The 22,416-nt window shown below is 67.4% G+C and carries 24 protein-coding genes and 1 tRNA gene; 11 read left to right on the top strand and 14 right to left on the bottom strand.

Annotation, left to right across the window (positions count from 1 at the left end; translation table 11 throughout):
- The first annotated feature begins 4 nt into the window (after positions 1-4).
- The 5 genes from WKC72_RS32345 to WKC72_RS32365 all read left to right on the top strand — a co-directional run bounded on the left by WKC72_RS32345 (position 5) and on the right by WKC72_RS32365 (position 6,019).
- Entirely contained in the window at positions 5-1,444 is a 1,440-nt protein-coding gene (locus WKC72_RS32345; RefSeq protein ID WP_112300819.1) for an HAD-IB family hydrolase, read from the top strand.
- Positions 1,445-1,551: 107 nt separating this feature from the next.
- The gene (locus tag WKC72_RS32350) at positions 1,552-1,956 is read left to right on the top strand and encodes a YciI family protein (RefSeq protein ID WP_037243780.1); all 405 of its coding nucleotides are present in this window, start codon (positions 1,552-1,554) and stop codon (positions 1,954-1,956) included.
- Positions 1,953-3,188 (top strand): RNA polymerase sigma factor, encoded by a 1,236-nt coding sequence (locus tag WKC72_RS32355; RefSeq protein WP_370180820.1) that lies wholly within the window; start codon positions 1,953-1,955, stop codon positions 3,186-3,188. The genes WKC72_RS32350 and WKC72_RS32355 overlap by 4 nt, the downstream gene beginning before the upstream one ends.
- 76 nt (positions 3,189-3,264) lie before the next feature.
- Positions 3,265-3,894 carry a hypothetical protein gene (locus WKC72_RS32360; protein ID WP_370180821.1) on the top strand — a complete coding sequence of 210 codons (630 nt, stop codon included), beginning with the start codon at positions 3,265-3,267 and terminating at the stop codon, positions 3,892-3,894.
- Positions 3,895-3,970: 76 nt separating this feature from the next.
- A complete protein-coding gene (locus tag WKC72_RS32365) occupies positions 3,971-6,019 on the top strand; it encodes an ABC transporter ATP-binding protein (RefSeq protein ID WP_370180822.1) in 2,049 nt (682 codons plus the stop codon).
- 3 nt (positions 6,020-6,022) lie between these two features.
- Here WKC72_RS32365 and WKC72_RS32370 read toward each other — a convergent pair whose 3' ends face one another.
- Both WKC72_RS32370 and WKC72_RS32375 read right to left on the bottom strand, forming a co-directional pair.
- Entirely contained in the window at positions 6,023-6,862 is an 840-nt protein-coding gene (locus WKC72_RS32370) for an SDR family oxidoreductase (protein WP_037243772.1), read from the bottom strand.
- 140 nt (positions 6,863-7,002) lie between these two features.
- Positions 7,003-7,146 carry a hypothetical protein gene (locus WKC72_RS32375; protein WP_005561362.1) on the bottom strand — a complete coding sequence of 48 codons (144 nt, stop codon included), beginning with the start codon at positions 7,144-7,146 and terminating at the stop codon, positions 7,003-7,005.
- 644 nt (positions 7,147-7,790) lie between these two features.
- Here WKC72_RS32375 and WKC72_RS32380 point away from each other — a divergent pair.
- Complete coding sequence (locus WKC72_RS32380) at positions 7,791-8,207, top strand: helix-turn-helix domain-containing protein (RefSeq protein ID WP_005238699.1); 417 nt, start codon at positions 7,791-7,793, stop codon at positions 8,205-8,207.
- 132 nt (positions 8,208-8,339) lie between these two features.
- A complete protein-coding gene (locus WKC72_RS32385) occupies positions 8,340-9,758 on the top strand; it encodes a glucose-6-phosphate dehydrogenase (NADP(+)) (protein ID WP_370180823.1) in 1,419 nt (472 codons plus the stop codon).
- On the opposite strand, the gene WKC72_RS32390 is transcribed toward WKC72_RS32385, so the two are convergent.
- The 8 genes from WKC72_RS32390 to WKC72_RS32425 all read right to left on the bottom strand — a co-directional run bounded on the left by WKC72_RS32390 (position 9,739) and on the right by WKC72_RS32425 (position 16,779).
- The gene (locus WKC72_RS32390; RefSeq protein WP_370180824.1) at positions 9,739-10,758 is read right to left on the bottom strand and encodes a hypothetical protein; all 1,020 of its coding nucleotides are present in this window, start codon (positions 10,756-10,758) and stop codon (positions 9,739-9,741) included. The genes WKC72_RS32385 and WKC72_RS32390 overlap by 20 nt on opposite strands.
- A complete protein-coding gene (locus tag WKC72_RS32395) occupies positions 10,758-11,258 on the bottom strand; it encodes an ImmA/IrrE family metallo-endopeptidase (protein WP_011597782.1) in 501 nt (166 codons plus the stop codon). The genes WKC72_RS32390 and WKC72_RS32395 overlap by 1 nt, the downstream gene beginning before the upstream one ends.
- A gap of 2 nt (positions 11,259-11,260) precedes the next feature.
- A complete protein-coding gene (locus WKC72_RS32400) occupies positions 11,261-12,166 on the bottom strand; it encodes a cell surface protein (protein WP_370180825.1) in 906 nt (301 codons plus the stop codon).
- Between the two features lie 564 nt (positions 12,167-12,730).
- Positions 12,731-12,806, bottom strand: a tRNA-Ala gene (locus WKC72_RS32405).
- A 97-nt stretch (positions 12,807-12,903) separates the two neighbouring features.
- Entirely contained in the window at positions 12,904-13,644 is a 741-nt protein-coding gene (gene glpR / locus WKC72_RS32410) for a gephyrin-like molybdotransferase receptor GlpR (protein ID WP_037243764.1), read from the bottom strand.
- 274 nt (positions 13,645-13,918) lie between these two features.
- Positions 13,919-14,554: a GNAT family N-acetyltransferase gene (locus WKC72_RS32415; RefSeq protein ID WP_037243762.1), complete on the bottom strand. Its 636-nt coding sequence runs from the start codon at positions 14,552-14,554 to the stop codon at positions 13,919-13,921.
- A 25-nt stretch (positions 14,555-14,579) separates the two neighbouring features.
- Complete coding sequence (gene glp / locus WKC72_RS32420) at positions 14,580-15,839, bottom strand: gephyrin-like molybdotransferase Glp (RefSeq protein WP_128639424.1); 1,260 nt, start codon at positions 15,837-15,839, stop codon at positions 14,580-14,582.
- 19 nt (positions 15,840-15,858) lie between these two features.
- Positions 15,859-16,779, bottom strand: coding sequence for a UTP--glucose-1-phosphate uridylyltransferase (locus WKC72_RS32425; protein ID WP_009478891.1), 921 nt, complete (start codon positions 16,777-16,779; stop codon positions 15,859-15,861).
- 105 nt (positions 16,780-16,884) lie between these two features.
- Here WKC72_RS32425 and WKC72_RS32430 point away from each other — a divergent pair, with 105 nt between their 5' ends.
- From WKC72_RS32430 to mscL, 4 genes are all read left to right on the top strand, one after another.
- On the top strand, positions 16,885-17,463 hold the full coding sequence (locus WKC72_RS32430) for a 5-formyltetrahydrofolate cyclo-ligase (RefSeq protein WP_112300812.1): 579 nt from the start codon (positions 16,885-16,887) through the stop codon (positions 17,461-17,463).
- 105 nt (positions 17,464-17,568) lie between these two features.
- On the top strand, positions 17,569-17,877 hold the full coding sequence (locus WKC72_RS32435; protein WP_005238679.1) for an FmdB family zinc ribbon protein: 309 nt from the start codon (positions 17,569-17,571) through the stop codon (positions 17,875-17,877).
- Between the two features lie 97 nt (positions 17,878-17,974).
- A complete protein-coding gene (locus tag WKC72_RS32440; RefSeq protein WP_268791170.1) occupies positions 17,975-18,688 on the top strand; it encodes an SAF domain-containing protein in 714 nt (237 codons plus the stop codon).
- Between the two features lie 82 nt (positions 18,689-18,770).
- Complete coding sequence (mscL, locus tag WKC72_RS32445; protein ID WP_037243754.1) at positions 18,771-19,238, top strand: large conductance mechanosensitive channel protein MscL; 468 nt, start codon at positions 18,771-18,773, stop codon at positions 19,236-19,238.
- 68 nt (positions 19,239-19,306) lie between these two features.
- Here mscL and WKC72_RS32450 read toward each other — a convergent pair whose 3' ends face one another.
- The 4 genes from WKC72_RS32450 to WKC72_RS32465 all read right to left on the bottom strand — a co-directional run bounded on the left by WKC72_RS32450 (position 19,307) and on the right by WKC72_RS32465 (position 22,350).
- Positions 19,307-20,008, bottom strand: coding sequence for an MspA family porin (locus tag WKC72_RS32450; RefSeq protein WP_112300810.1), 702 nt, complete (start codon positions 20,006-20,008; stop codon positions 19,307-19,309).
- Between the two features lie 82 nt (positions 20,009-20,090).
- Positions 20,091-20,711, bottom strand: a complete 621-nt coding sequence (locus tag WKC72_RS32455) for an MspA family porin (RefSeq protein WP_112300809.1) — start codon at positions 20,709-20,711, stop codon at positions 20,091-20,093.
- Between the two features lie 251 nt (positions 20,712-20,962).
- The gene (locus WKC72_RS32460; protein WP_037243748.1) at positions 20,963-21,664 is read right to left on the bottom strand and encodes an MspA family porin; all 702 of its coding nucleotides are present in this window, start codon (positions 21,662-21,664) and stop codon (positions 20,963-20,965) included.
- 65 nt (positions 21,665-21,729) lie between these two features.
- Positions 21,730-22,350 (bottom strand): MspA family porin, encoded by a 621-nt coding sequence (locus WKC72_RS32465; protein ID WP_370180826.1) that lies wholly within the window; start codon positions 22,348-22,350, stop codon positions 21,730-21,732.
- Positions 22,351-22,416: the final 66 nt, after the last annotated feature.

Raw genomic sequence — 22,416 nt, forward strand, 5'->3', positions numbered from 1 at the left:
GTAGATGAGCGATCTCCGCAGTCTCCACGACGACATCGCGGCCGCCGTTCCCGGCCCGGGCACCCTCGCCGCGTTCGACCTGGACGGGACCTTGATCAGCGGGTACTCGGCGAGCGTCGTCTACCGGGACCGTCTGCGTCGCTTCGACATCAGCGTGGCCGAGCTTCTGCGCACCACGGGCGCCGCGGTGGAGACCCGCTTCCGGGGCGCCGATGTCGGCAACCTGATGCGCATCGGAGTGCAGAGCCTGGCGGGGCGTATGGAGGACGAGATGCAGGAGTGGGGGCAGCGGCTGTTCCGCCAGGAGATCGCGAGGATGATCTTCTCGGAGGTCCGCGGACTGCTCGCCGCGCACCGGCACGCCGGTCACCGGGTGGTGATGGCCACCTCCGCCACCCCCTATCAGGCACTGTCGGTGGCCGCGGACCTCGACATCGACGCCGAGGACGTGCTGTGCACCCGGCCCGCGGTTCTGGACGGGATGCTCACCGGGAAGCTCGAATCGCCGCCGCTGTGGGGTCCGGCCAAGGCCGAGGCACTGCGCGAGTACGCCGAGAAGTACGGAGCGGATCTGGGTGACAGCTTCGCGTACTCCAACGGCGCAGAAGATGTTCCGATGCTGAAGTCGGTAGGACATCCCGTGGCACTGAACCCCGACCGCAAGCTGGCGGCGACGGCGCGGCAGAACGGGTGGCCGTCGGTGAATCTGCGACCGCCGGAGAGCGGCGCCGACCCGATGTCCATCGCCCGCACCACCACGGCGATCGGCGCCCTGATGGGGGCGGCCGCGTTCGGCGTCTCCGCCGGCCTGCTCACCCAGAACCGGCAGACGGGCGCCAACCTGGTCGGCAGCTTCGGCCCGGATCTCGCGCTCGCGATCTGCGGGATCAACGTGCGCATCAAGGGCAAGGAGAATGCGTGGTCGGCCAGGCCCGCGGTCTTCATGTTCAATCACCAGAGTTCGCTCGACATGCTGGTGATCGGCAGCGTCATCCGTCGCGATGTCACCGGCGTCGCGAAGAAGGAGGCCGCGCGCGATCCCCGGTTCATTCCCGTGGGGGCGTTGCTCGACGTCGCGTACATCGACAGGGCGGACAGCACGAAGGCGAGGGCTGCCCTCCGCCCGGCCGTGGAGAAACTGCAGTCCGGGATCTCCATCGCGATCGCCCCCGAGGGCACCCGCTCGCCGACTCCGCGCCTCGGCAAGTTCAAGAAGGGCGGGTTCCACCTGGCGATGCAGGCGGGCGTGCCGATCGTGCCGATCGTCATCCACAACGCGGGCGAACGGATGTGGCGGAACTCCCTCGTCGCGCATCCCGGCACCGTCGACGTCGACGTGCTCGCACCCGTGCCGACCGACGGCTGGGACCTCGCGGATCTCGACCGGCACGTCGACGAGGTGCGGACCCTGTTCGAGGACTGTCTGCACGCCGGGCACCGCTGAAGAAATTCTTCGAAGAAATTTCCCGAAGTGTGTAGAGAACCTCGGATGTGCTCCGTCCTGTTCCTGAAAGCGCCAGAATGGGCGCCACACCGGGTGAGGAGACAGAGATGCCGAAGTTCATGTTGCTGCAGCACTACGAGGGCGGCGCGGGGTGCGACGTGCCGATGACCGAGTGGAAGCCGGAGGACGTGCAGGCGCACATCCGGTTTCAGCAGGACCTCAACGCGGAGCTCGTCGCGCAGGGTGAACTCGTCGACGCGCAGGGGCTCGCCGGACCGGACGTCGCGAAACGTGTCACGTTCGACGGCAAGGGCGCTCCGGTGGTGACCGATGGACCGTTCCCCGAATCGAAGGAACTGCTCGCCGGGTACCGCATGATCGACGTCGAATCCGAGGAGCGGGCGCTGGAGATCGCCGCGCGGACGTCGGCGGCACCGGGCCCCGACGGGCTGCCGATCCAGCAACCGATCGAGGTCCGGCAGGTGATGGGCGCTCCCGACAGCGATCTGTGAGAACCGACGCCGCTCTCGAGGGCCTGCTGCGCGAACTCGCGCCGCAGGTCCTCGGCGCGCTCGTGCGGAGGTCCGGTGATTTCGAGGGGTCCGAGGACGCGGTGCAGGAGGCGCTGCTCGCGGCGGCCCGGCACTGGCCGCAGGAGGGGTTGCCGGCCAATCCGCGTGGCTGGTTGATCCAGACCGCCACCCGCAAGATGACCGATCAGATCCGCAGCGAGATCGCCCGCCGTACGCGAGAGGAAGTGGTCGCCCGGCAGGTGCCGCCGGCGCCGGACGTGCCGGACAGCGACGACACGCTGCTCCTGCTGTTCCTGTGCTGCCATCCTGCGCTCACGCCGGCCTCGGCCATCGCGTTGACACTGCGCGCGGTCGGGGGGCTCACCACCGCCGAGATCGCCAACGCGTTCCTGGTTCCGGAAGCGACTATGGCACAACGGATCAGTCGCGGAAAGCAACGCATCACGGCGTCGGGGATCCCGTTCCGACGGCCGACGAGTGACGAGTGGACGGAACGCCTGCGGTCGGTGCTGCACGTGCTGTACCTGATCTTCAACGAGGGCTACGCCAGCAGCATCGGCGATCGGCTGCATCGCACCGAACTGTCCGCCGAGGCGATCCGGCTCACGCGGGCGGTGCACGCGATGCTGCCGGACGACGGTGAGGTGGGTGGGCTGCTGGCGTTGATGCTGTTGACCGATGCCCGCCGCCCCGCCCGTACCGGCCCGCACGGCGAGCTGATCCCGCTGGCCGAGCAGGATCGCACGCTGTGGAACCGGGAACTGATCGTCGAGGGTCAGCGGGTGGTCATGGACGCCGTCGCCCACGGCTCGATCGGGGCCTACCAACTGCAGGCCGGAATCGCGGCGGTGCACGACGACGCGGATCGGGTCGAAGACACCGACTGGGCGCAGATCCTCGCGCTGTACGGTGTGCTCGAGCGTATGTCGGACAACCCGATGGTGACACTGAACCGCGCGGTGGCCGCCGCGATGGTGCACGGACCGGCCACGGGGCTGACGATGCTCGAGCCCCTCGACGACACCCTGGCCGGGCACTATCGCCTCGACGCCGTGCGCGCTCACCTGTTCGACATGGCCGGCGACCCGGAATCGGCCCGCACGCACTACCGCTCGGCGGCCAACCGCACCACCAGTGTGCCGGAGCAGCAGTACCTCGCGGCGCAGGTGGCCCGGCTCAGCGCTCTCGACGGGGTGTCACAACCTGAGTAGTCGACTACGCGCGACGGGACGCCGGCCGCACGGGAAGGTCAGGGGAAAGCGGTGGTGGGCCGAAAGGAGCAGGACGATGAACGAGCGTGACGGCGTCAAACCCCTCTACCGAACGGACGTGCGGCGCCACGAGTTTCGGCTCAGCGTGCTCGTGGCCTCGATGGCCGTCGTCGGCACCCTGATCGGCTCCGTGTGTGGAGGGGTGTTCACCTTGCTGAACACGTCGAATCAGGTCGAGGCGGCGGTGAACCAATCCTCGAACGAGTTCCTGCGTACGCAGCGGCAGCAGATCTACTCGGAACTCCTGACCGCGGCCAACGAGGTGCGCATCACCTCGGGTTCCGTCTCGGTGGCCTTCGATCGCTTCGACGGCACCGACCTCCAGACCATGATCGTCGACGTCCTCCGCCCGCTACCTCGGCAGAACATCGTCCTCGGCTCGAAGTTCACCGCGGTGGAGTTGATCGGCTCTGAACCGGTCGTGGAATCGGCACGGCGAATGGTGGTCGAATACTTCGCCGGATCCGAGACGATCGGCTGGCTGAGTACCGACTTCGCGACCGATGACGTCGTGGCTGCGGACGCCCTGGCCGCCAGTCAGCAACAGTTCGCCGACCACTTCCAGGCCGGGATCAGCGCCCAGGAAGACTTCCTCACCGCGGTGCGAAACGAGCTCGGCATCCCCGAGCACGGGGACCTTCCGTAACCACCGGACCGATGCAGCAGGACGGGTCGCGTCCAATCCGCTCGCCAGGACCGCGGCGGATGGGCACGATGGGGAGATGCCCGCGACCGGTCCCACATCCACCCAGCAGGCCCCGGAGGCACCCGCCGAGCCTTCGCTGCTCCCCCGCATCTGGGCGCTCCTGCGTCCCTACCGCGGGTGGCTGGTGCTCGTCGCGGCCGCCATCGTCGTGTCCTCACTGCTCGGCATCGTGAACCCGTTCCTCACGAAGGCGGTGTTCGACCGCGCCCTGTTTCCCACCGACGGCAGCGGTGTCCATCTGACACTGCTGCTGTGGCTGGTCGTGGCGATGATCGCGGTGACGCTGGCGGGTTCGCTGATCGGCGTCGGCCAGAGCTACCTCACCACCAAGGTCGGCAACCTGTCGATGGCGGATCTCCGGGAACGCCTGTTCGCCCACCTCGAGAAGATGGAACTGGCATTCTTCACGTCCACCAAGACCGGCTCGATCCAATCGCGTCTGGCCAACGACGTCGGTGGGGTGCGGTCGGTCCTCACGTCCACGGCGTCGAGCATCCTGTCGAACGTCGTCACCGTCACGGCGTCCCTCATCGCGATGCTGCTGCTGTCGTGGCAGCTGACGCTTCTCGCGGTCGCGCTGCTCCCCGGCTTCGTGTACCTGCAGCGGCGGGTCGGCGCCCGTCGACGGGTTCTCGCGCGCAAGACGCAGGAGTCGTTGTCGGACATGACCGCAATCACCGAGGAAGCGCTGAGCGTCTCGGGTGTGCTGCTGACGAAGGTGTTCAACCAGGCAGACACCGAACTCGACCGGTATCGAATCGAGAACGCCCGGCAGACCGAACTGCAGGTGCGGCAGGCCATGACGGGTCAGGGCTTCTTCGCCGTCGTCAGCTCGTTCATGGCGATCACTCCCGCTCTCGTCTACCTGCTGGCGGGCTATCTCGTCAGTGGCGGTTCCGCGGCGCTCTCGGCGGGCACACTCGTCGCGTTCTCGACCCTGCAGGCCAGGTTGCTGCAACCGTTGGTCTCGCTGATGCGGGTCACCCTCGACGTCCAGACGTCGATGGCGTTGTTCCGCCGCATCTTCGAGTACCTCGACCTGCAACCCGCGATCGTGAACCGCCCGGACGCCGTCGAGTTGCCCGCGGACTCACCCGGACGGGTGGAGCTGGACGACGTGTACTTCGCGTATCCCGCGCCCGTCCGGCTGGCCACCGCCGATCCCGACCCGGTGGCACTGCGCAGCCTGGGTCGCGGCGGCGGGGGCGGCGGCATGCGCGGCGTCGCGACCGTCGCACCTCGCCTTCCGGCAGCGGCGGCGCCCGAAACCGAACCCGCGGAACGCCGCAGCCGGCGCTGGGCGGTCGCGGGCACGTCCCTGGAGATCGAGCCTGGTCAGCTCGCCGCCTTCGTCGGACCGTCCGGCGCGGGCAAGACCACGCTCTGCTACCTCGTGCCGCGCCTGTACGAGGTGGACAGTGACGCCGTCCGGGTCGACGGCTACGACGTGCGCGACCTGACCATGAGCTCGCTCGCCGAGGCGGTCGGAATGGTCACTCAGGACCCGTATCTGTTCCACGCCTCGATCGCCGACAACCTTCGATACGCCGAACCGGACGCGACCGATGCCGAACTGCAGGCCGCGGCCGCGGCCGCCAACATTCACGACCGCATCCTCGGATTCGACGACGGATACGACACCCTGGTCGGCGAAAGAGGATTCCGCCTGTCCGGTGGGGAGAAGCAGCGATTGGCCATCGCGCGGGTGCTGCTGAAGAACCCCCGCGTACTGATCCTCGACGAGGCGACGTCCGCGCTCGACACGGTCTCCGAGCGACTCGTCCAGCGAGCTCTCGGTGAGGTGATGCGCGGACGCACCACCCTCGCGATCGCCCACCGGCTGTCCACCATTCAGCACGCCGACGTGATCTTCGTGATCGACGAAGGAACGCTGATCGAGCGCGGCACGCACACCGAACTCCTTGCACGGCAAGGGTTGTACGCACGGCTCCACGCCGAGCAGTTCGGCGGCGGTCAGGTCGAGTGCCGGTGCACCGACGGCGTCCGATTCACCGACGGGACGGTGCTCGCCCCGAGCGCCCCCACCCGGGGCGGAGAGTTCTAGGTTCTACAGGAACTTGCTGAACTGGTCGTTGGCCCTCTGCATCACGAAGTCGTACGGCGGCGAGAACTTGCGGGCCCACCAGTAGCCGAACCGGATGTCCGGCGACGTGTACACCAGGTACCGGTCCTTCTTGACGCCGGCGATGATGCAGGACGCGACCTTCTCGGGCGTGACGGCCCGCTTCTCGAAGCGGTGGATCGCCTTCTGGATGCGCGGGTCGTCGCGATCGACCCCGGCGATCTCGACGGTGCCCACCAGCGGCGTCTTGACCGCCCCGGGAACCACGAGGCTCACGCCGATACCGTGCCGTTTGAGATCGAACCGCAGAACCTCGGACACTCCGCGGAGCCCGAATTTGCTTGCGCTGTAAGCCGCATGCCACGGGAGTGCCAGCAGACCGGCGGCGGAAGAGACGTTGACCAGGTGACCGCCGCGTCCCGCCCGCACCATCGGCGGCAGGAAGCTCTCGATGATGTGGATCGGACCCATCAGATTCACGTCCACCATGGACTTCCAGTGGCGGTGTTCGAGATTCTCGACGGTCCCCCACGCGGAGATACCGGCGACGTTCATGACGACGTCGAGGCTGCCGAACTGATCGTGGACATCGGCGGCGAATGCGGCGACGGCGTCGTAGTCGGACACGTCGAGGGCGCGCGAGAAACTGACGGTGCCCCCGCGGCTGCCGACTTGTTCGACCGTCTGCGCCAGGCCGACCTCGTTGATGTCGGTGAGGAAGAGTTCGGCGCCCTCCGCCGCGGCCGCCAGTGCGGTCGCCTGCCCGATCCCGCTACCTGCACCCGTGATCAGGCACTTCTTGCCGTCCAGAGTTTTGATCGCCATAGCCGTGCGCGCCCCCGTCGTCACCGATCCGTGTCGGCTGGAAGTCTACGCACGCAATCTGATTGCGCGCACGCAACTGCACGGGCGCCTTTCCCGAGGAAAAACGCGAACCGGCCCTCTCCGGGCCGGTTCGTGACGGTTCACAACCGCTGGGTCATTTCTTCCTGATAGGTGCGAATCGTCCTCTCGATTCCGTTGGCGTCGTCGTCGTTTCCTCGGTGCCGGGCGTCGTCGGCGCGCTCGCGCAGAACTCGAATCGCCTTCCGAAGCTCGGCGTCACTCATTCTGTGTTCCATATCACAATCATCCCCGACGGCTTCAGATTTGGCCAGACTCGAGGGGTGCGCCGCAGTGGCGGAACCCCACCTGAGCTGGACAATCGTCCAGCTGGACGGAGGGAATCCACCGGGATCACCCGGCGAACGGGGGGCGGATCGGCGGCGCGCGGCCCGGCGCCCGTGCGGTTGCCCCTCCTTCACAGTACTGTTCACAAAGCCCCGCGGGCCGCGAGCGACCTCTCGACGTTGCGATGCGCAACGCAACACAATTGCCCTGAACTGGGGGTATAGGCACCGCAACCCGACGGCCGACACCCCTGCGACGTTGCCAGCTAACTCCCAGTGATTGAAAGGGCAACCACGCAGTCGTGCCGGCGGCCGCCACCGACGAGGCCGCCGTCTCGCGCCCTGCACCAACGCCTCTCTTGAACTTTCAACGGTAGAACGCGCGTGACGAGCACAGAGGGCGCCCGAATTGTCGGCGATCCGCGAGCGAGGAGCAGGCGATCGTTGAAACATATATGAGATAAGCCCGGCGTCGACGAGCGACGTTTTGCCTCTATGTCCGTGAGTTATCAATCGGTTATCATCGTGGTACGGTGTCGTTCACACGACTGACGCGCGCACGAGAGAGGACCCGGCGGCTCACAATGGCAGATTTTGCTGCGCGGTTGAACAAGCTCTTCGACACGGTCCACCCTCCGGGACGTAAACCGCATACCAACGCAGAGGTCGCGGCGGCACTCATCGCGGACGGGCATCAGATCTCGAAGCCCTACATCTCCCAGCTCCGATCAGGACAACGCACCAATCCCTCCGACGAAACGGTCGCGGCATTCGCTCGCTTCTTCAAGGTGAAGCCCGACTACTTCTTCAACGACATCTACGCCGCGAAGATCGACCACGATCTCGAGCTTCTCTCTCAACTCCAGGGATACGGACTTCGCAAGCTCTCCAGCCGCGCGTTCGACCTCTCCGAAGAGTCGCAGAACCTGCTCACCACGATGGCCGAGAAACTCCGCGCCAGCGAGGGTTTGCCGGAGGTCCCACCGGACGCGTCCCGCTGATCACCGGAGCCGTTGGGCGGCAACGAGTTCGCCGCAGGTCGCACCCGGCATCCGGGTAGAAGTCACCGGGCGCACAAGACGACACCGCCGGAATGCCCTGCCCGGTGTGTCCACGTGGCGCATGATGGAGCAATGGTTGACAGACCGCAGCTCGGTCCCACGATCTTCGTCCTCTTCGGCGCCACCGGGGACCTGTCCAAACGCATGGTCATCCCCGCGTTCTTCCAGCTCGCCCAGTCAGGGCTCCTGAACTCCGAGTGGATGCTGATCGGCACGGGCCGCGGCAACGTCTCCGACGATCAGTTCCGTGACCACGTGCGCGACGTCCTGCACCAGTTCGGAGTACCGCACGACGACACCGACTGGGAGGCGTTCGCGCGGCGGCTGAGATTCGCCGGCGGCGGTTTCACCCCCGACAACCCGGGAACGCTACCCGCAGCCGTTCGGCAGGCGCGGGAAGACCTTCACGCGGCAGACGCACAGTTGGTGCACTACCTGGCCCTGCCCCCCAGTACATTCGCCGAGACCACCCGTGCGCTCGGCGCTCACGACCTGGCCCGTGGCGCACGCGTCGTCTACGAGAAGCCGTTCGGGACGTCCCAGGCGGCATTCACCGAACTCGACGAAGCCGTGCACCACGTCCTCGACGAGAAGCAGATCTATCGGATCGATCATTTCCTCGGCAAGGAGAGCACCCAGAATCTGCACATCCTGCGCTTCGCCAACGGGATGATCGAGGGCGTCTGGAACCGGGAACACGTCGAGCAGGTGCAGATCGACGTGCCGGAGACGCTCGACATCGACGACCGCTCCCGGTTCTACGACGCCACCGGCGCCGTCCTCGACATGCTGGTGACCCATCTGTTCCAGGTCGCCGCCGAGATCGCGATGGAGCCGCCGCAGACGTTGGGCGCCGACGACCTCCAATCCGCCCGGGAATCCGTGATCGGGGCGTTCCGTCCCCTCGACACGGCCGACGTGGTGCTCGGCCAGTACGAGGGGTACCGCGACGTCGACGGCGTCGCGGACGATTCGGCGACGGAGACGTTCGTCGCCGCCCGGCTGTGGGTCGACACGGACCGCTGGCGTGGGGTGCCGTTCCTCCTCCGGACCGGAAAGATGCTGGGCGTCAGCAGGCAACGGGTCAGTCTGGTCTTCCGAAGTCCCCAGGGACCGCTCACGGACATTCCGCCGGACGGCGCCGTCCTGACATTCGATCTGTCCGGGGACGGCGAGATCGACATCTCCATGGTCGTCAAGGAACCCGGACCCGACGACAGCCTGTCGGTGGGCCATCTGGGCCTGCCCCTCGACACGGTGCCGCTCGCCCACGCCCTCGCACCCTATTCGCGGCTCATCCTCGACGTCCTGCACGGCGACCGGTCGCTGTTCACGCGCCCCGACGGCTTGGCGCACGTCTGGACCGTCGCCGATTCGCTGCTGCGTGACCCTCCCCCTGCCAAGCCCTACCCCGCGGGATCCATGGGACCGCCGGAGGCAGAAGACCTCGCCTCGCCCTGCGGGTGGCTCGTTACCGGTTCGCCGGACTGACCGGCGGCTCCGACTGGTCCGCAGGAACCGGGGCCGACTTCCGGAACTCGGCGTACGCGTCCGCCAGATCGAGCACCCATCGGCGCGGCGACGTGCCCTGGGGCGGCGCGATCCACTCGGTGTCGAGGACGTCCGAGGCGACCGGGTCGTCGATCCAGTGCGCGAGAATCCGGGCGCGTTCGGCCGTCGATTCCGGAAGATCCTGTTCGTCCGTATCGAGCATGCCCGCACCCGCCTGCAGGTACAGGGCATCCATGACGTGCGCGACGGCGTCGGAGGCGCGGAGAACGGTCGTGCTCCCCTTGCCGTCGCCCTCGACCACCTCGGGGAACCGTGCGACGAGCACCGAATGCAGAGTGTCCATGCGGCGCAGGTCCTGCCGTGCGCGCAGCCAGGTTTCGACGAGCACCCAGACGGTTCCGACCGACACGACCGCGGCCGCGACGGTGTATGCCGAGGAGGAGCCGACCGCCCACGTCTCCCCCGACACCTCACGCACCAGTCCCACGACCGCCGCCGCCAGCACGATCGCCGATCCGACGACGATCAGTGAGATTCCGCGGCCGAGGGGTGTCCACGCGACGTGCCGGATCCCGGTCACGACCACCGCGGTCAGTGCGATCACGATGAACACGAGCGCAGGAACGGGATACCCACCGGCCAGCCCGATTCCGAGCACCACTGCCACGGTGTAGACGACCACGGCGACGGCACGCAGCGCAGGACGCGGGAGTATCGGCCACACGGAGACCGCGCCGACCGCGCTCGCGGCGGCGAACAGCGTCCACGCCAGTTCGAGGAGGATCTCCGACAGGCCGACCGTCGGGGCCACGGTGTCGAGGCGCCCGGCGACGTCCGGGACTGCCAGCGTCGACGCGAGGGCCGCACTGGACACCGCCACCACCATCGCCACGCGCAGCGGCGTCGGCTGGCGCGCGGCGACCCGGCCGATCCGGGCACCCGCGGCAGTCCAGACGACGAGCGCAACCAGCCAGCCCATCAGCCGATCGCCTCGTCGTAGCGGAGCACGGACACGGGAGTTCCGCGCCCCTGCATCGTGTTCAACCGGATGAGCAGCATCGACGCGAACGTCTCGGCCTCCCACTCGGCCACCTCGTCGGACGGCTGCTCGTCTCCCCGCCGCCGCGACCGCTGGCTGAGCATGTAGGCGATCAGATCGTCGCCGGCTTCGAGCGTCGCGGCGACGATCTCGGCTCCCTCGTGCCGAAACACGATGTGACCCAGCTCATGCGCGAGCGTGCGGTCGAGGTCCGGTAGGCCCGGCGCCAGCACGATCACGTCCCGATCCGGGTACGCGCGCCTCTGGCCGCACACTCCGGGCGCCATCGGCTTCGTGAAATCCAATTCGATGGGACGCTGCCGTTCGCGGGCCACCGCGTCCACCACGTGCCGGAGTGACACCGCTTCGGCCCGGGCCGCCGCGTCACACACCGCGTCCACGGCCGCTGCCACCCGACGATGAGATCTGTTCGCCCCCACGACTACATCCCTCCACTCGAAGCGGGCGGGAAGAATTCCGCCCGCGCGGCCGCGATGCGCGCCTGTTGTGCGCGAGCACCCTTGAAGGTCAGCGCACCCGCGCCGCCGGCGAAGCACAGCAGCACGCCGACCCCACCGAGAACGGTGATCGCAGGCAACGGCTCGCTGTGGACCACCGGAACCATTCCCGGCGGCGCAGCAGCCGGATCGCCCTGAGCCGGTGCCTCCGCGGCGGGCGGCGGTCCGCCGCTGCCCGGGGTCTCCCCGGCAGAACGATCCTGGGGTGCGGAATCCGCGGGACCACTCGCCCCCTGGCCTGCCGCGGCGGCTCCGGGACCGGTGCCGGTACCTCCGGCCGGCGCTCCCCCGGACGCCGGGGGTGCGGCAGGACCCTCGGAGCCCGGGGCGGCATCAGCAGCATCGGAACCGGAGTCGTTTCCGGAATCACCGTCCCCGGACGTGTCCGGGCGCGCGATGTTCGGTTCGGCCACCGGCGGCAATTTGATCGGACGGGGCGGGGCGACAACGACCCGTGACGTGGAAGGAGTCGGCGTCTCCGTGGGTTCGGCGGTCTCGGACGGTTCCGTGGTCTCCGACGGCTCGGCCGTCTCGGACGGTTTCGTGCTCTCGCTGGGTTCCCGGGTCTCGCTGGGTTCCCGTGTCTCGCTGGGCTCTCCGCCCCCGCAGCCGCGACGACTCTCGCACGGCGGGTGAGGATGCTGAGGCTTGCCGCCGCCGGTGGACTCCGAGGAACCGTCGTCGCAACGGCTGCCGGCGCAGTCGTGGTACTGGGGGTCGGCGGATGCGTCGGACGGGAACACCGAGACGGTGACCCAGCCGAGCCCGGACAAGAAGGCCAGCGCCAGTCCGACCATGGTCAGCCTTCGAACAACACGACGCGCGCTCACTGTGCACCCCCCTCGTATTCACGACACGACACCACGTCTACGGCGACGTCGCCGGTGTCATGGTATCGAGCGAACCGAGCGGAGGTGCTGGTGGTGCCGGTGTCGGGGAACCGGCACCACCAGCGGTGCCCGAGCCAGGTGGGACTCGAGCAGCTTCCGAGAACCCCTGCGGGTTCGGCGTTGCCGCCTGGAGATGCGGATCGGTCAGCGGAAGGTCGGCGTCTCCGACGCGGCCCTCGCGACGTCGGTTGGTCGGCCGGAGTTCACAGGACGTTCACCAGCAACATCGTCGCGGTGATGGTCGCGACCACCGTCGCCGGCTCCAAGAACTTCGAGATCTTGTCCATTGCCTGCATGTATTTCCACCCCGTGCGATCGACCCTTTGATGACCTACGGACAGTACACAGCATTCAGTTACCTTTTGGCAAATCCAAGAGGCGGGGGTTCGCGCTGCGCCACGCTCTTGCACCCCCGGCGACGGCGCCCACCTGGGCCGGAACCCAGAAAAGGGCGCCGGAATGCAGAAGAGGCACTCTCTCCGGATGGAGTGAGTGCCTCTTCTGTGGTGGAGCTGAGGGGAATCGAACCCCTGACCTCTTCGATGCGAACGAAGCGCGCTACCAACTGCGCCACAGCCCCGTGCGGATCCTGCGATCCGCTCGGCAAACTCTAGCAGGCCACCCGCGGCGGGAGCGAATCGCCTACACCGGCGTGGCTTTCGGCCCGATTCGGCCGGCTACTCACCGGCAGCTCGGCGCATCGTGGCCTGCTGCATCGGCGCGTCGTCGAAGTGTTCGAGATGATCGAATTCGGGGTCCTCGTCGTCCACTTCGAGGACGACGGCACCTGGACGCCGCAACCGGGCCGGGATGAGGCGGAGCTCCTCGTCACTGCGGGACTCGACACCCAACTGCGAACGATTCAGACGCGCGGTCCGCCGACGACGGATCTCCTGCTCGATCTGAACCTGCCGGCGCAGATACGCCAAGTAGCCGAAGAGTCCGATCACACCGGCCGCGAACGCCCACCACATCAGCGGGGAGATGATCAGCCCGAGCGCCGCCGACATGATCGTCGCGAACACCAGTCCGAGAACCGACCGCTGGCGGAACGCGTACCGGGCCTCGCGCGCGATGGCATCGGCCTCGGGATCGAAGCCGCCACGCCCCCGGCGCGCCGGTACGTACTCACCCACCGGTGCCCGCTCACCGTCGAACTCGTCTTCCTCTGCGTGAGTGTCCACAAGGTCCTCCGCGTCGTAGCCGTAGTGGTCCGGTTCCGGTTGCCAGTACGGGTCGCTGCGGTGTCCAGCCGCGGGTCCACGCTGCACGGGACGTTCGTCACCGCGGTGCAGCACACGCGTCGCGAGTGCTGCGTCACTGGTTTGCCGAATCCGGGGGCGGTTGTTCACCAGCATCGGGACCAGGACGAAGAGCCACACGACGACGAGCCCGATCCAGAGAAACGAGTTCGGCATACGGCGACCTCCTCCCAATCGTCTACCAGCATGGATACCGCTGTTGACCCACCCAGGCTAACCGCATGAACACGCACATCTTCGCAGACGCGCCGATCTCACCATACTCAGGTGTCACATGCGTAACGTGAAAATGTGGTGCTCGACATGCCTCGAGGAGGCAGAGGAAACGATCCGGCAAAGACTCGCCGAAAGCCGAGTCCCGGTCGGGAAGCTTTGATACCGTGAGATAACTGCCGCGTAGCTGGACGTTTGTCCATGTCCGCTACGTCGGTCAGGCCCAGGTGGCTTTGCCACTCCGCACGAGCGAATCCGCGACCGTGCCGGGCACGTCCTCGACGGTCATGCCGACCAGGATGTGATCGCGCCACTGCCCGTCGACATCCAGGTAGCGCTCGAGGAGACCCTCCTCGCGGAAGCCGACGTTGCGGAGCACCGCCTGGCTCGCCAGGTTCTCCGGCCGCACGGTGGCCTCCACGCGATGCAAACCCACGGGCCCGAACGCATGGTCGAGCCCCAGCGCGAGTGCGCCCGTGGCCACCCCGAGCCCGTTGACGTCGCTGGCTACCCAGTAACCGATCCAGGCGGAGCGCAGTGCACCCCGCACCACGTTGCCGATCGTGATCTGGCCGCAGAAATTGCCGTCGAGTTCGATGGCCATCGGCAGCATGCGACCCTTCCGGGCCTCCGAACGCAGACTGCTGCACAGTCCGGGCCATCCCGAAATATGGTGGCGCGCTTCCCAGGGCGCCTCCCCCGTCGGCTCCCACGGTTCGAGGTGCGCACGGTCACGGGTGCGCAGACGGCTCCACGCGGCCGCGTCACGCAACCTGATGGCGCGCACGGTGACGACGCCACCCTTCACCCGCAGGGGCCCGAGATGCGGCGGCCAACCCGGATGCTGTGTCATCCCGTCTCACACTGTCGCGGTGTCATCAGCCCCGCTGCGCCAGGAAGGCCACGTCCACCTGGTCACCGGTCCGGACCTCGGTGATCTCGGGGTCGATGAGGACGAGGCAGTTGGCCTCGGCCAGCGTGGCGAGCAGGTGCGAGGAGGCGCCCGGCGCCCCGCCGAGAGCTTGGACGAGGTACTCCCCCGTGGCCTCGTCGCGCATGAGCTGACCGCGCAGAAACCCCTTGCGGTGCTCGATGGACGTGATCGGTGCGACGGTGCGGGCGGTGACGACGCGTCGCATCGGCTGCCTGCGCCCCAGCGCGATGCGAATCAGCGGGCGCACCATCACCTCGAACACCACCAGCGCGCTCACCGGATTGGACGGGAGCAGAAACGTCGGGACCTCGTCCCGGCCCAGCTGACCGAAACCCTGGACCGATCCCGGATGCATCGCGACCCGGTCGACCTCGAGGTTGCCGAGATCGGCGAGTGCGTCCCGCACGTCCTCGGAGGCGCCGCCGCCGACGGCACCCGCGATGACGACGATCTCGGACCGGATCAGCTGACCTTCCACCACCTCGCGCAGGCGGCGGGCGTCGGCGTTCGCGATACCTACCCGGTTGACGTCGGCTCCTGCGTCGCGGGCGGCGGCGGCCAGAGCGTAGGAGTTGACGTCGTAGACCTGGCCGGGACCGGGGGTCCGGTCGACGTCGACGAGTTCGCCACCGACCGAGATGACGGACAGCCGGGGCCGGGGATGCACGAGCACCTTGTCGCGACCCACCGCCGCCAGCAACCCCACCTGCGCGGCTCCGATGATGGTGCCTGCCCGGACTGCGACGTCTCCCGGCTGCACGTCGTCGCCGGCCCGGCGCACGTAGTCGCCGGACCGGACCGGTTTGTAGATCTTGACGCGGGCCCGGCCACCGTCCGTGCGGTCGAGCGGAAGGACGGCGTCGGCGAGCGTCGGGAGCGGAGCACCCGTGTCGACCTTGACGGCCTGACGCGGCTGCAGCCGGATCGGCTGCCGCGAACCGGCCGTGACCTCGCCGACCACGGGAAGCGACAGTTCGACGGGAACACCGTCGTCGTCCCGGATATCGGTTCCGGCAGCCTGGACGTCGACGCTGCGGACGGCATAGCCGTCGATCGCGGCCTGGTCGAAACCGGGAAGCGGACGCTCGGTGACCACCTCTTCGGCACACAGCAGCCCCTGGGCTTCGGAGATCGCCACACGGACCGGCCGCGGCGCCACCGCGGCCGCGGTCACGATCGTCTGTTGCTCCTCGACCGACCGCAAGTTCTTGCCTCCCGAGCTTCTAGGAATCCGTCCGCTTCAATCGGTCGATCAGCCATTCGCGCAACGATGGGCCGTACTCGTCCATGTCCAACGCAAAGTCAACCGCAGCTCGGAGGTAGCCGCCGGGATTTCCGAGATCGTGTCTCGTGCCTCGGTGCACGACGACGTGAACGGGATGGCCTTCCTTGATGAGGAGGGCGATGGCGTCGGTGAGCTGGAGCTCGCCGCCTGCGCCGGGTTCGATCCGCCGCAGCGCATCGAAGATCGCGCGGTCGAGGAGATAGCGACCTGCGGCGGCGAACGTGGACGGCGCATCCTCGATAGCAGGCTTCTCGACCATGCCGATGACCTTGAGGACGTCGGGGTTGGTGGCGTCGGGAACCGTCTCGACCTCGAAGACGCCGTACGAGCTCACCTGATCCTTGGGGACGTCGATGGCGCAGAGGACGGTGCCGCCACGCTTGCGGCGGACCCGCGACATCGTCTCGAGCACTCCGCGCGGCATCACCAGGTCGTCCGGGAGGAGCACGGCGATGGCGTCCTCGTCGTCGTCGAGGACCGACTCCGCGCAGCCGACCGCGTGGCCCAGGCCGAGAGGTTCGTCCTGGACGACGGATTCCACCTCGAGCAGGCCGGGAGCCTTGCGCACCTTCTCGAGCAGGTGATACTTGCCGCTGGCCTCGAGCTTGCTCTCGAGAACGAGGTCCTCGACGAAGTGGGCGACCACTCCGTCCTTGCCCGGCGACGTCACGATCACGAGCCGGCCGGCACCCGAATCCGCGGCCTCTCCGGCCACGAGTTCGATACCCGGGGTATCCACCACCGGGAGCAGCTCTTTCGGCACGGTCTTGGTCGCGGGGAGGAATCGCGTACCCATTCCCGCTGCGGGCACTACAGCCGTGCGAAAGGCGCTGGCGGTGTGCGGTGCGGCGTCTGTCATGCCCACACCATAACTGTGCGGACCTACTCGACAGTCACCAAGATCCTGTCAGTAACCTCCCGGAACCCGTCGGGGGCGCTCTCCGGCCGGCTCTAAGGTTGGGGCATGCACGCACGAACGAAGGACGAGTGGCGGCAACTGGTGCTCTCCGGGAGGCGCGCTCTGACCCCCGAACTCCGCACCGCCGAGGACCGGGCGCTCGTCGCACTCGTCACACAGGGAATCGCCGGCGGAGCGACCGTCTGCGCTTACGTTCCCACCGCGCTCGAGCCCGGATCGGTGGATTTTCTCGACGCCCTCCGACAGGTCGCCGGACGTGTCCTCGTGCCCGTCACCCGTGAACCGGGTCCGCTCCACTGGTCCGAGTTCACCGGCGCGGACGGTCTCACCGACGCGAGTTACGGCCTGCGCGAGCCCACCGGTCCGGTGTGGGAACCCGACGAGATACGTTCGGCCGAAACCATTTTCGTTCCCGCCCTGGCCGTCGACCGGCGGGGCGTGCGGCTCGGCCGCGGCGCGGGCTTCTACGACCGGACGCTCGGCCTCGCCGCCTCCGACGCGCGGCTGATCACGGTGGTCCGCGACGAGGAACTGGTGTCGGAGCTGCCCGAGGATCCCCATGACGTACGTATGGGATGGGCACTCACCCCCGGATCGGGCCTCGTCCCGCTCGGCGACCGCTGACGACGCGTTTCCCGCCCGGAATAGTTCTCTGATTAGCGTTGTTGGCACTGTCGACTGTAGAGTGCTAAAACCTGCGGTTTGACTACACAGTGCGGAGGAACCCCGGTGCCCACTTATTCATATGCGTGCACGGCATGCGACAACCGTTTCGACATCGTCCAGTCGTTCAGTGATGACTCCCTGACCGTCTGCCCCGCATGCTCGGGCAAGCTTCGCAAACTGTTCAACTCCGTCGGCATCGTCTTCAAGGGCAGCGGTTTCTACCGCACCGACAGCCGCGGCACGTCCGGCGCAGCAAGCGAGCCGGCCAAGACCGATTCTGCTCCCGCCGCGAAGTCGGAAAGTTCGTCGACTGCCTCGTCCAGCTCGTCGAGCACCGCGACTGCCGCACCGGCCAAGGCCGCTGCCAGCTAGTTCTCGCTTCTCCGCGAGTTATCCACAACTTCTCGTCCATCCACAGGCGGGCCCTTTCGGCGTACCCACGGGCCCGCCGGTCTCGTAGCGTCGAACCATGTCGTTCGACCCTGTCCAGACCGGTCGCCGCCGGTCGAACCGAGCACACCGAAGTCTGAGCCCGTCGTGGGCCGACCGGCTGTCGGATCTCGCCCATCCCGGTTGGGCCCGCGCCCTCGTCGCCAGACGCGTCCTGGCCGCCGCGCTGGTCTGCCTCGCACTGGCTCTCCTCGCCCGCGGAGACCCCGACTCGGCCCGCTCCGCAGTCGTGGTGGCCGCCCACGATCTGCAACCAGGCGTCGTTCTCACGCAGGCCGACGTGAAACTGGTGGAACTCGAGGTCGGGACCCTGCCCGACGGCGCCGTCACCGCAGTGTCCGACATAGACGGGCGCACCCTCGCCGGACCGACACGCGCCGGTGAAGCCCTCACCGACGTCCGAGTACTGGGACCCCGCCTGGCCGCGGCCGCGGCGGGCATGGACGACGCCCGGATCGTCCCCGTCCGGCTCGCCGATCCCGCGGTCACGGAACTTCTGCGTGAGGGCGATCGCGTCGACGTGCTCACGGTCGATCCCGACACACCAGCGAATCCGGACCGGCGGTCCGGCGCCACCGTACTGGCGTCCCGCGCCGTCGTGGTGTTGGTGACACCGTCCGAGAATGGACGTGACCAGCGCGAACGCGTGGTAATGCTGGCCCTTCCGGCATCCGAGGCCACGACGGTGGCCGCCGCATCCCTCACGAGCGCGATCACCGTGACCTTTCAGTGATCCGTCACGCGGAGCCGCGCTGATCTAGGCTTTTCTCCGAATAGTGCTGGATGACTTGCCCCCCACTCGAGGAGACGTCGACATGCTCAAGGGATTCAAGGACTTCCTGCTCCGGGGGAACGTCCTCGACCTCGCCGTCGCGGTCGTAGTCGGAGCCGCGTTCACCGCCATCGTCACAGCGTTCACGAACAACGTGATCAATCCGTTGATCGCCGTTGCGGGCGGCGCCAACGATCTGGGCTGGGGTTACCAGATTCTCTCCGACAACCCGGCCACCTTCATCAACATCGGCGCCGTCATCACGGCCGTGATCAACTTCGTGATCATCGCCGCGGTCGTGTACTTCATTCTCATCGTCCCGGCAAACGCCGCGAAGAAGCGGTTCATCACCGAGCCCGCAGACAAGAAGGCCAGTGAGGCCGACCTGCTGATCCAGATCCGCGACATCCTCGAAGTGAGCCTCCAACCCGACGGAGCGGCAGCGAGTTCCGACGGAGCGCATGCCATGACCTCCGACAAGGCAGCGAACCTCGAGCAGACTCGCGAGTAGCTTCCGACGACTCCGGGCCCGTGCAGCAGCTGCGTGCACGGGCCCGGAGTCATGGGTGGAACGAATTATCAGCCGAGGCTGAAGGGCTGTCCCCACAGTGTGACGGTGCCGTCGACCGAAGCCGTCGAGACCGCGACCTTGACGTAGGAGCGGGCCTGCGCGTAGCCAGCGCAACCGGAGACACCGAACGTCTCGTCCGAGTACGTGAATCCACCGCTCTTGCCGGTGAACTTGAAGCTGCTCTTGTGAGCCTCGGCGCCGTAGTCGTCTTCGTACTCGATGTCGAGGATCGGCACGTTGGTGGCCTGGCCGGGTCCGATCGTGATGCCGCTACCGGCGCCACCCTCGGCCGGGATCGATGCGGCAGGACCGCCGGTAGCTGCACCGATCACCTCGGACGGCGTCAGGCTGGCACCTGCTTCACCATTGACGGAGCCACCGAAGTTGAGCTGGCACGCCACGATGTACCCGGCGTCGATGGTGCCGCCCTTGGCGGTGCCACCCTCGAGCGAGACGTCGATCGAGCCCGACGTCCACACGTTGCGGTGCAGCGGGGTCGAACCCATCGACGGGCTGATGTTCGCGGTGTTGCCGGTCTGGCGCACGGTCACCACGGTGCCGTCGAGCAGCGTCTGCGTGACGGTGCCGTCCTGCAGCGGAACGAAGGTGTCGGCGTTGGCCGCACCGGTGGAGAAGAGGCCGATCGCGACGGTGGCCGCGGCGACCACGCCGGCGGCCTTGGCGCCGTGGCGCAGGGTCTTGCTGTTCATTGTTCCCCTCTAGGGTTTCTTACAGTGGGCACAGTGGCAGCCCACACGACTCGAAAAGGTTGGTTGTTCGGGTGCGCGCTGATCAGCCGATGCTGAACGGCTGCCCGTAGAGGGTCGACTTGACGTAGTGGTTCCCCGGAATCTCGAGGACCGTGTACGCACGAGCCTGCGCGTAGCCGCCGCAACCCTGGACCTCGATCTGCTGGTCGCGGTACTGAATCGCGGACACACCCGGCTTCAGGTCCGTCTTGGACTTCACCTTCGCGAACTTCACCTCACCGGCGCTGATCGGAATCGACAGCGAACCACCCAGGCCGAGCGAGTCGAGACCGAGATCGGCACTCAGACCACCCTCGAGGCCGGTGATGTCGGCCTGGCAACCCACGATGTAACCGGTGGTCAGCGTTGCGCCTTCCTCGGGCACCTCGCCACCGAGCTCGGCGAACACGTCACCCGACACCCACGCAACGCGGCCCGCACCATTGGCGGCCAGCGACGGCGACACCAGAGCGCTCTCGGCGTTGCGGGCGATCTTGGCAGTGACGCCTCCTGCGTTGACGACCTTTTCGCCACCCGGCAGCGGCACGAAGGTGTCGGCGTTGGCTGCACCGGTGGACATCAGGCCGAGTGCAACAGCCGCGGCAGCACCGAGGCCGGCAACGCGGGCCCCACGGCGCAGGCCTGACTTACGGATCTCGCTCATTCTTTCCCCTCATCAGGTACCACCTACCCGGCGTTCGGTTAGGCAGTCTTTACCTCTTGACGGGATAAAGTTAGCTGAAACAACGTCCAAATGTTATAGCCACGTGTCCGAATCTGCCTCCGCGCCAGCCCCCGTGTCCTAACTGTGACATGCACAACAGCGCATAGAGCGAGGTTGGGGGCGTACGGAAGTGCCGTACGCCCCCAACCTCGAGGTACTACATTGTTCAATTTTTCTTCGGCGTCATTGCGTCAGCCGAGGCTGAAGGGCTGTCCCCACAGGGTGACGGTGCCGTCGACCGAGTCGGTCGAGACCGCGACCTTGACGTAGGAGCGGGCCTGCGCGTAGCCGGCGCAACCGGAGATACCGAACGTCTCGTCCGAGTACGTGAATCCACCGCTCTTGCCGGTGAACTTGAAGCTGCTCTTGTGAGCCTCGGCGCCGTAGTCGTCTTCGTACTCGATGTCGAGGATCGGCACGTTGGTGGCCTGGCCGGGTCCGATCGTGATGCCGCTGCCGGCACCACCCTCGGCCGGAATCGCGGCAGCAGCGCCGCCGGTGGCTGCGCCGATGAGGTCGGACGGCGCCATGCTCGCGCCGGCCTCGGCGTCGACGGAGCCGCCAAAGTTGAGCTGGCACGCCACGATGTAACCGGCGTCGATGGTGCCACCCTTGGCGGTGCCACCCTCGAGCGAGACGTCGATCGAGCCCGACGTCCACACGTTGCGGTGCAGCGGCGTCGAACCCATCGACGGGCTGATGTTCGCGGTGTTGCCGGTCTGGCGCACGGTCACCACGGTGCCGTCGAGCAGCGTCTGCGTGACGGTGCCGTCCTGCAACGGAACGAAGGTGTCGGCGTTGGCCGCACCGGTGGAGAAGAGGCCGATCGCGACGGTGGCCGCGGCGACCACGCCGGCAGCCTTGGCGCCGTGGCGCAGGGTCTTGCTGTTCATTGTTCCCCTCTAGGGTGAAAGTCGCTGACGCGAGAAGTCGTGAAGTGGGATCTGCTTACGAGCAATCAGCCGATGCTGAACGGCTGCCCGTAGAGGGTCGACTTGACGTAGTGGTTCCCCGGAATCTCGAGGACCGTGTACGCACGAGCCTGCGCGTAGCCGCCGCAACCCTGGACCTCGATCTGCTGGTCGCGGTACTGAATCGCGGACACACCCGGCTTCAGGTCCGTCTTGGACTTCACCTTCGCGAACTTCACCTCACCGGCGCTGATCGGAATCGACAGCGAACCACCCAGGCCGAGCGAGTCGAGACCGAGATCGGCACTCAGACCACCCTCGAGGCCGGTGATGTCGGCCTGGCAACCCACGATGTAACCGGTGGTCAGCGTTGCGCCTTCCTCCGGGATCTCGCCGCCGAGCTCGGCGAACACGTCACCCGACACCCATGCTGTGCGGCCCGCACCATTGGCGGCGAGCGACGGAGAAACCAGAGCGCTCTCCGCGTTGCGGGCGATCTTGGCCGTGACGCTTCCCGCGTTGACGACCTTTTCGCCACCCGGCAGCGGCACGAAGGTGTCGGCGTTGGCCGCACCCGTGGACATCAGGCCGAGGACTATAGCCGCAGCGGCACCAAGGCCGGCAATGCGGGCTCCACGGCGCAGGCCGGTCTTTCGGTTCTCGCTCATTCGTTCCCCTCATCAGGATTCTGCTGGTTCCCAGTCACGACCTTCGAGACTGAGGAGTGGTCCATG

This window comes from Rhodococcus wratislaviensis, from assembly GCF_041228765.1.
Lineage (GTDB): Bacteria > Actinomycetota > Actinomycetes > Mycobacteriales > Mycobacteriaceae > Rhodococcus_F > Rhodococcus_F wratislaviensis.

What these genes read in the sequence shown, in the direction of transcription:
- WKC72_RS32345 (WP_112300819.1), top strand. Translation starts at nt 5, where the DNA reads ATGAGCGATCTCCGCAGTCTCCACGACGACATCGCGGCCGCCGTTCCC.
- WKC72_RS32350 (WP_037243780.1), top strand. Translation starts at nt 1,552, where the DNA reads ATGCCGAAGTTCATGTTGCTGCAGCACTACGAGGGCGGCGCGGGGTGC.
- WKC72_RS32360 (WP_370180821.1), top strand. Translation starts at nt 3,265, where the DNA reads ATGAACGAGCGTGACGGCGTCAAACCCCTCTACCGAACGGACGTGCGG.
- WKC72_RS32365 (WP_370180822.1), top strand. Translation starts at nt 3,971, where the DNA reads ATGCCCGCGACCGGTCCCACATCCACCCAGCAGGCCCCGGAGGCACCC.
- WKC72_RS32370 (WP_037243772.1), bottom strand. Translation starts at nt 6,862, where the DNA reads ATGGCGATCAAAACTCTGGACGGCAAGAAGTGCCTGATCACGGGTGCA.
- WKC72_RS32375 (WP_005561362.1), bottom strand. Translation starts at nt 7,146, where the DNA reads ATGAGTGACGCCGAGCTTCGGAAGGCGATTCGAGTTCTGCGCGAGCGC.
- WKC72_RS32380 (WP_005238699.1), top strand. Translation starts at nt 7,791, where the DNA reads ATGGCAGATTTTGCTGCGCGGTTGAACAAGCTCTTCGACACGGTCCAC.
- WKC72_RS32385 (WP_370180823.1), top strand. Translation starts at nt 8,340, where the DNA reads ATGGTTGACAGACCGCAGCTCGGTCCCACGATCTTCGTCCTCTTCGGC.
- WKC72_RS32390 (WP_370180824.1), bottom strand. Translation starts at nt 10,758, where the DNA reads ATGGGCTGGCTGGTTGCGCTCGTCGTCTGGACTGCCGCGGGTGCCCGG.
- glpR (WP_037243764.1), bottom strand. Translation starts at nt 13,644, where the DNA reads ATGCCGAACTCGTTTCTCTGGATCGGGCTCGTCGTCGTGTGGCTCTTC.
- WKC72_RS32415 (WP_037243762.1), bottom strand. Translation starts at nt 14,554, where the DNA reads ATGACACAGCATCCGGGTTGGCCGCCGCATCTCGGGCCCCTGCGGGTG.
- WKC72_RS32425 (WP_009478891.1), bottom strand. Translation starts at nt 16,779, where the DNA reads ATGACAGACGCCGCACCGCACACCGCCAGCGCCTTTCGCACGGCTGTA.
- WKC72_RS32430 (WP_112300812.1), top strand. Translation starts at nt 16,885, where the DNA reads ATGCACGCACGAACGAAGGACGAGTGGCGGCAACTGGTGCTCTCCGGG.
- WKC72_RS32440 (WP_268791170.1), top strand. Translation starts at nt 17,975, where the DNA reads ATGTCGTTCGACCCTGTCCAGACCGGTCGCCGCCGGTCGAACCGAGCA.
- mscL (WP_037243754.1), top strand. Translation starts at nt 18,771, where the DNA reads ATGCTCAAGGGATTCAAGGACTTCCTGCTCCGGGGGAACGTCCTCGAC.
- WKC72_RS32450 (WP_112300810.1), bottom strand. Translation starts at nt 20,008, where the DNA reads ATGAACAGCAAGACCCTGCGCCACGGCGCCAAGGCCGCCGGCGTGGTC.
- WKC72_RS32455 (WP_112300809.1), bottom strand. Translation starts at nt 20,711, where the DNA reads ATGAGCGAGATCCGTAAGTCAGGCCTGCGCCGTGGGGCCCGCGTTGCC.
- WKC72_RS32460 (WP_037243748.1), bottom strand. Translation starts at nt 21,664, where the DNA reads ATGAACAGCAAGACCCTGCGCCACGGCGCCAAGGCTGCCGGCGTGGTC.
- WKC72_RS32465 (WP_370180826.1), bottom strand. Translation starts at nt 22,350, where the DNA reads ATGAGCGAGAACCGAAAGACCGGCCTGCGCCGTGGAGCCCGCATTGCC.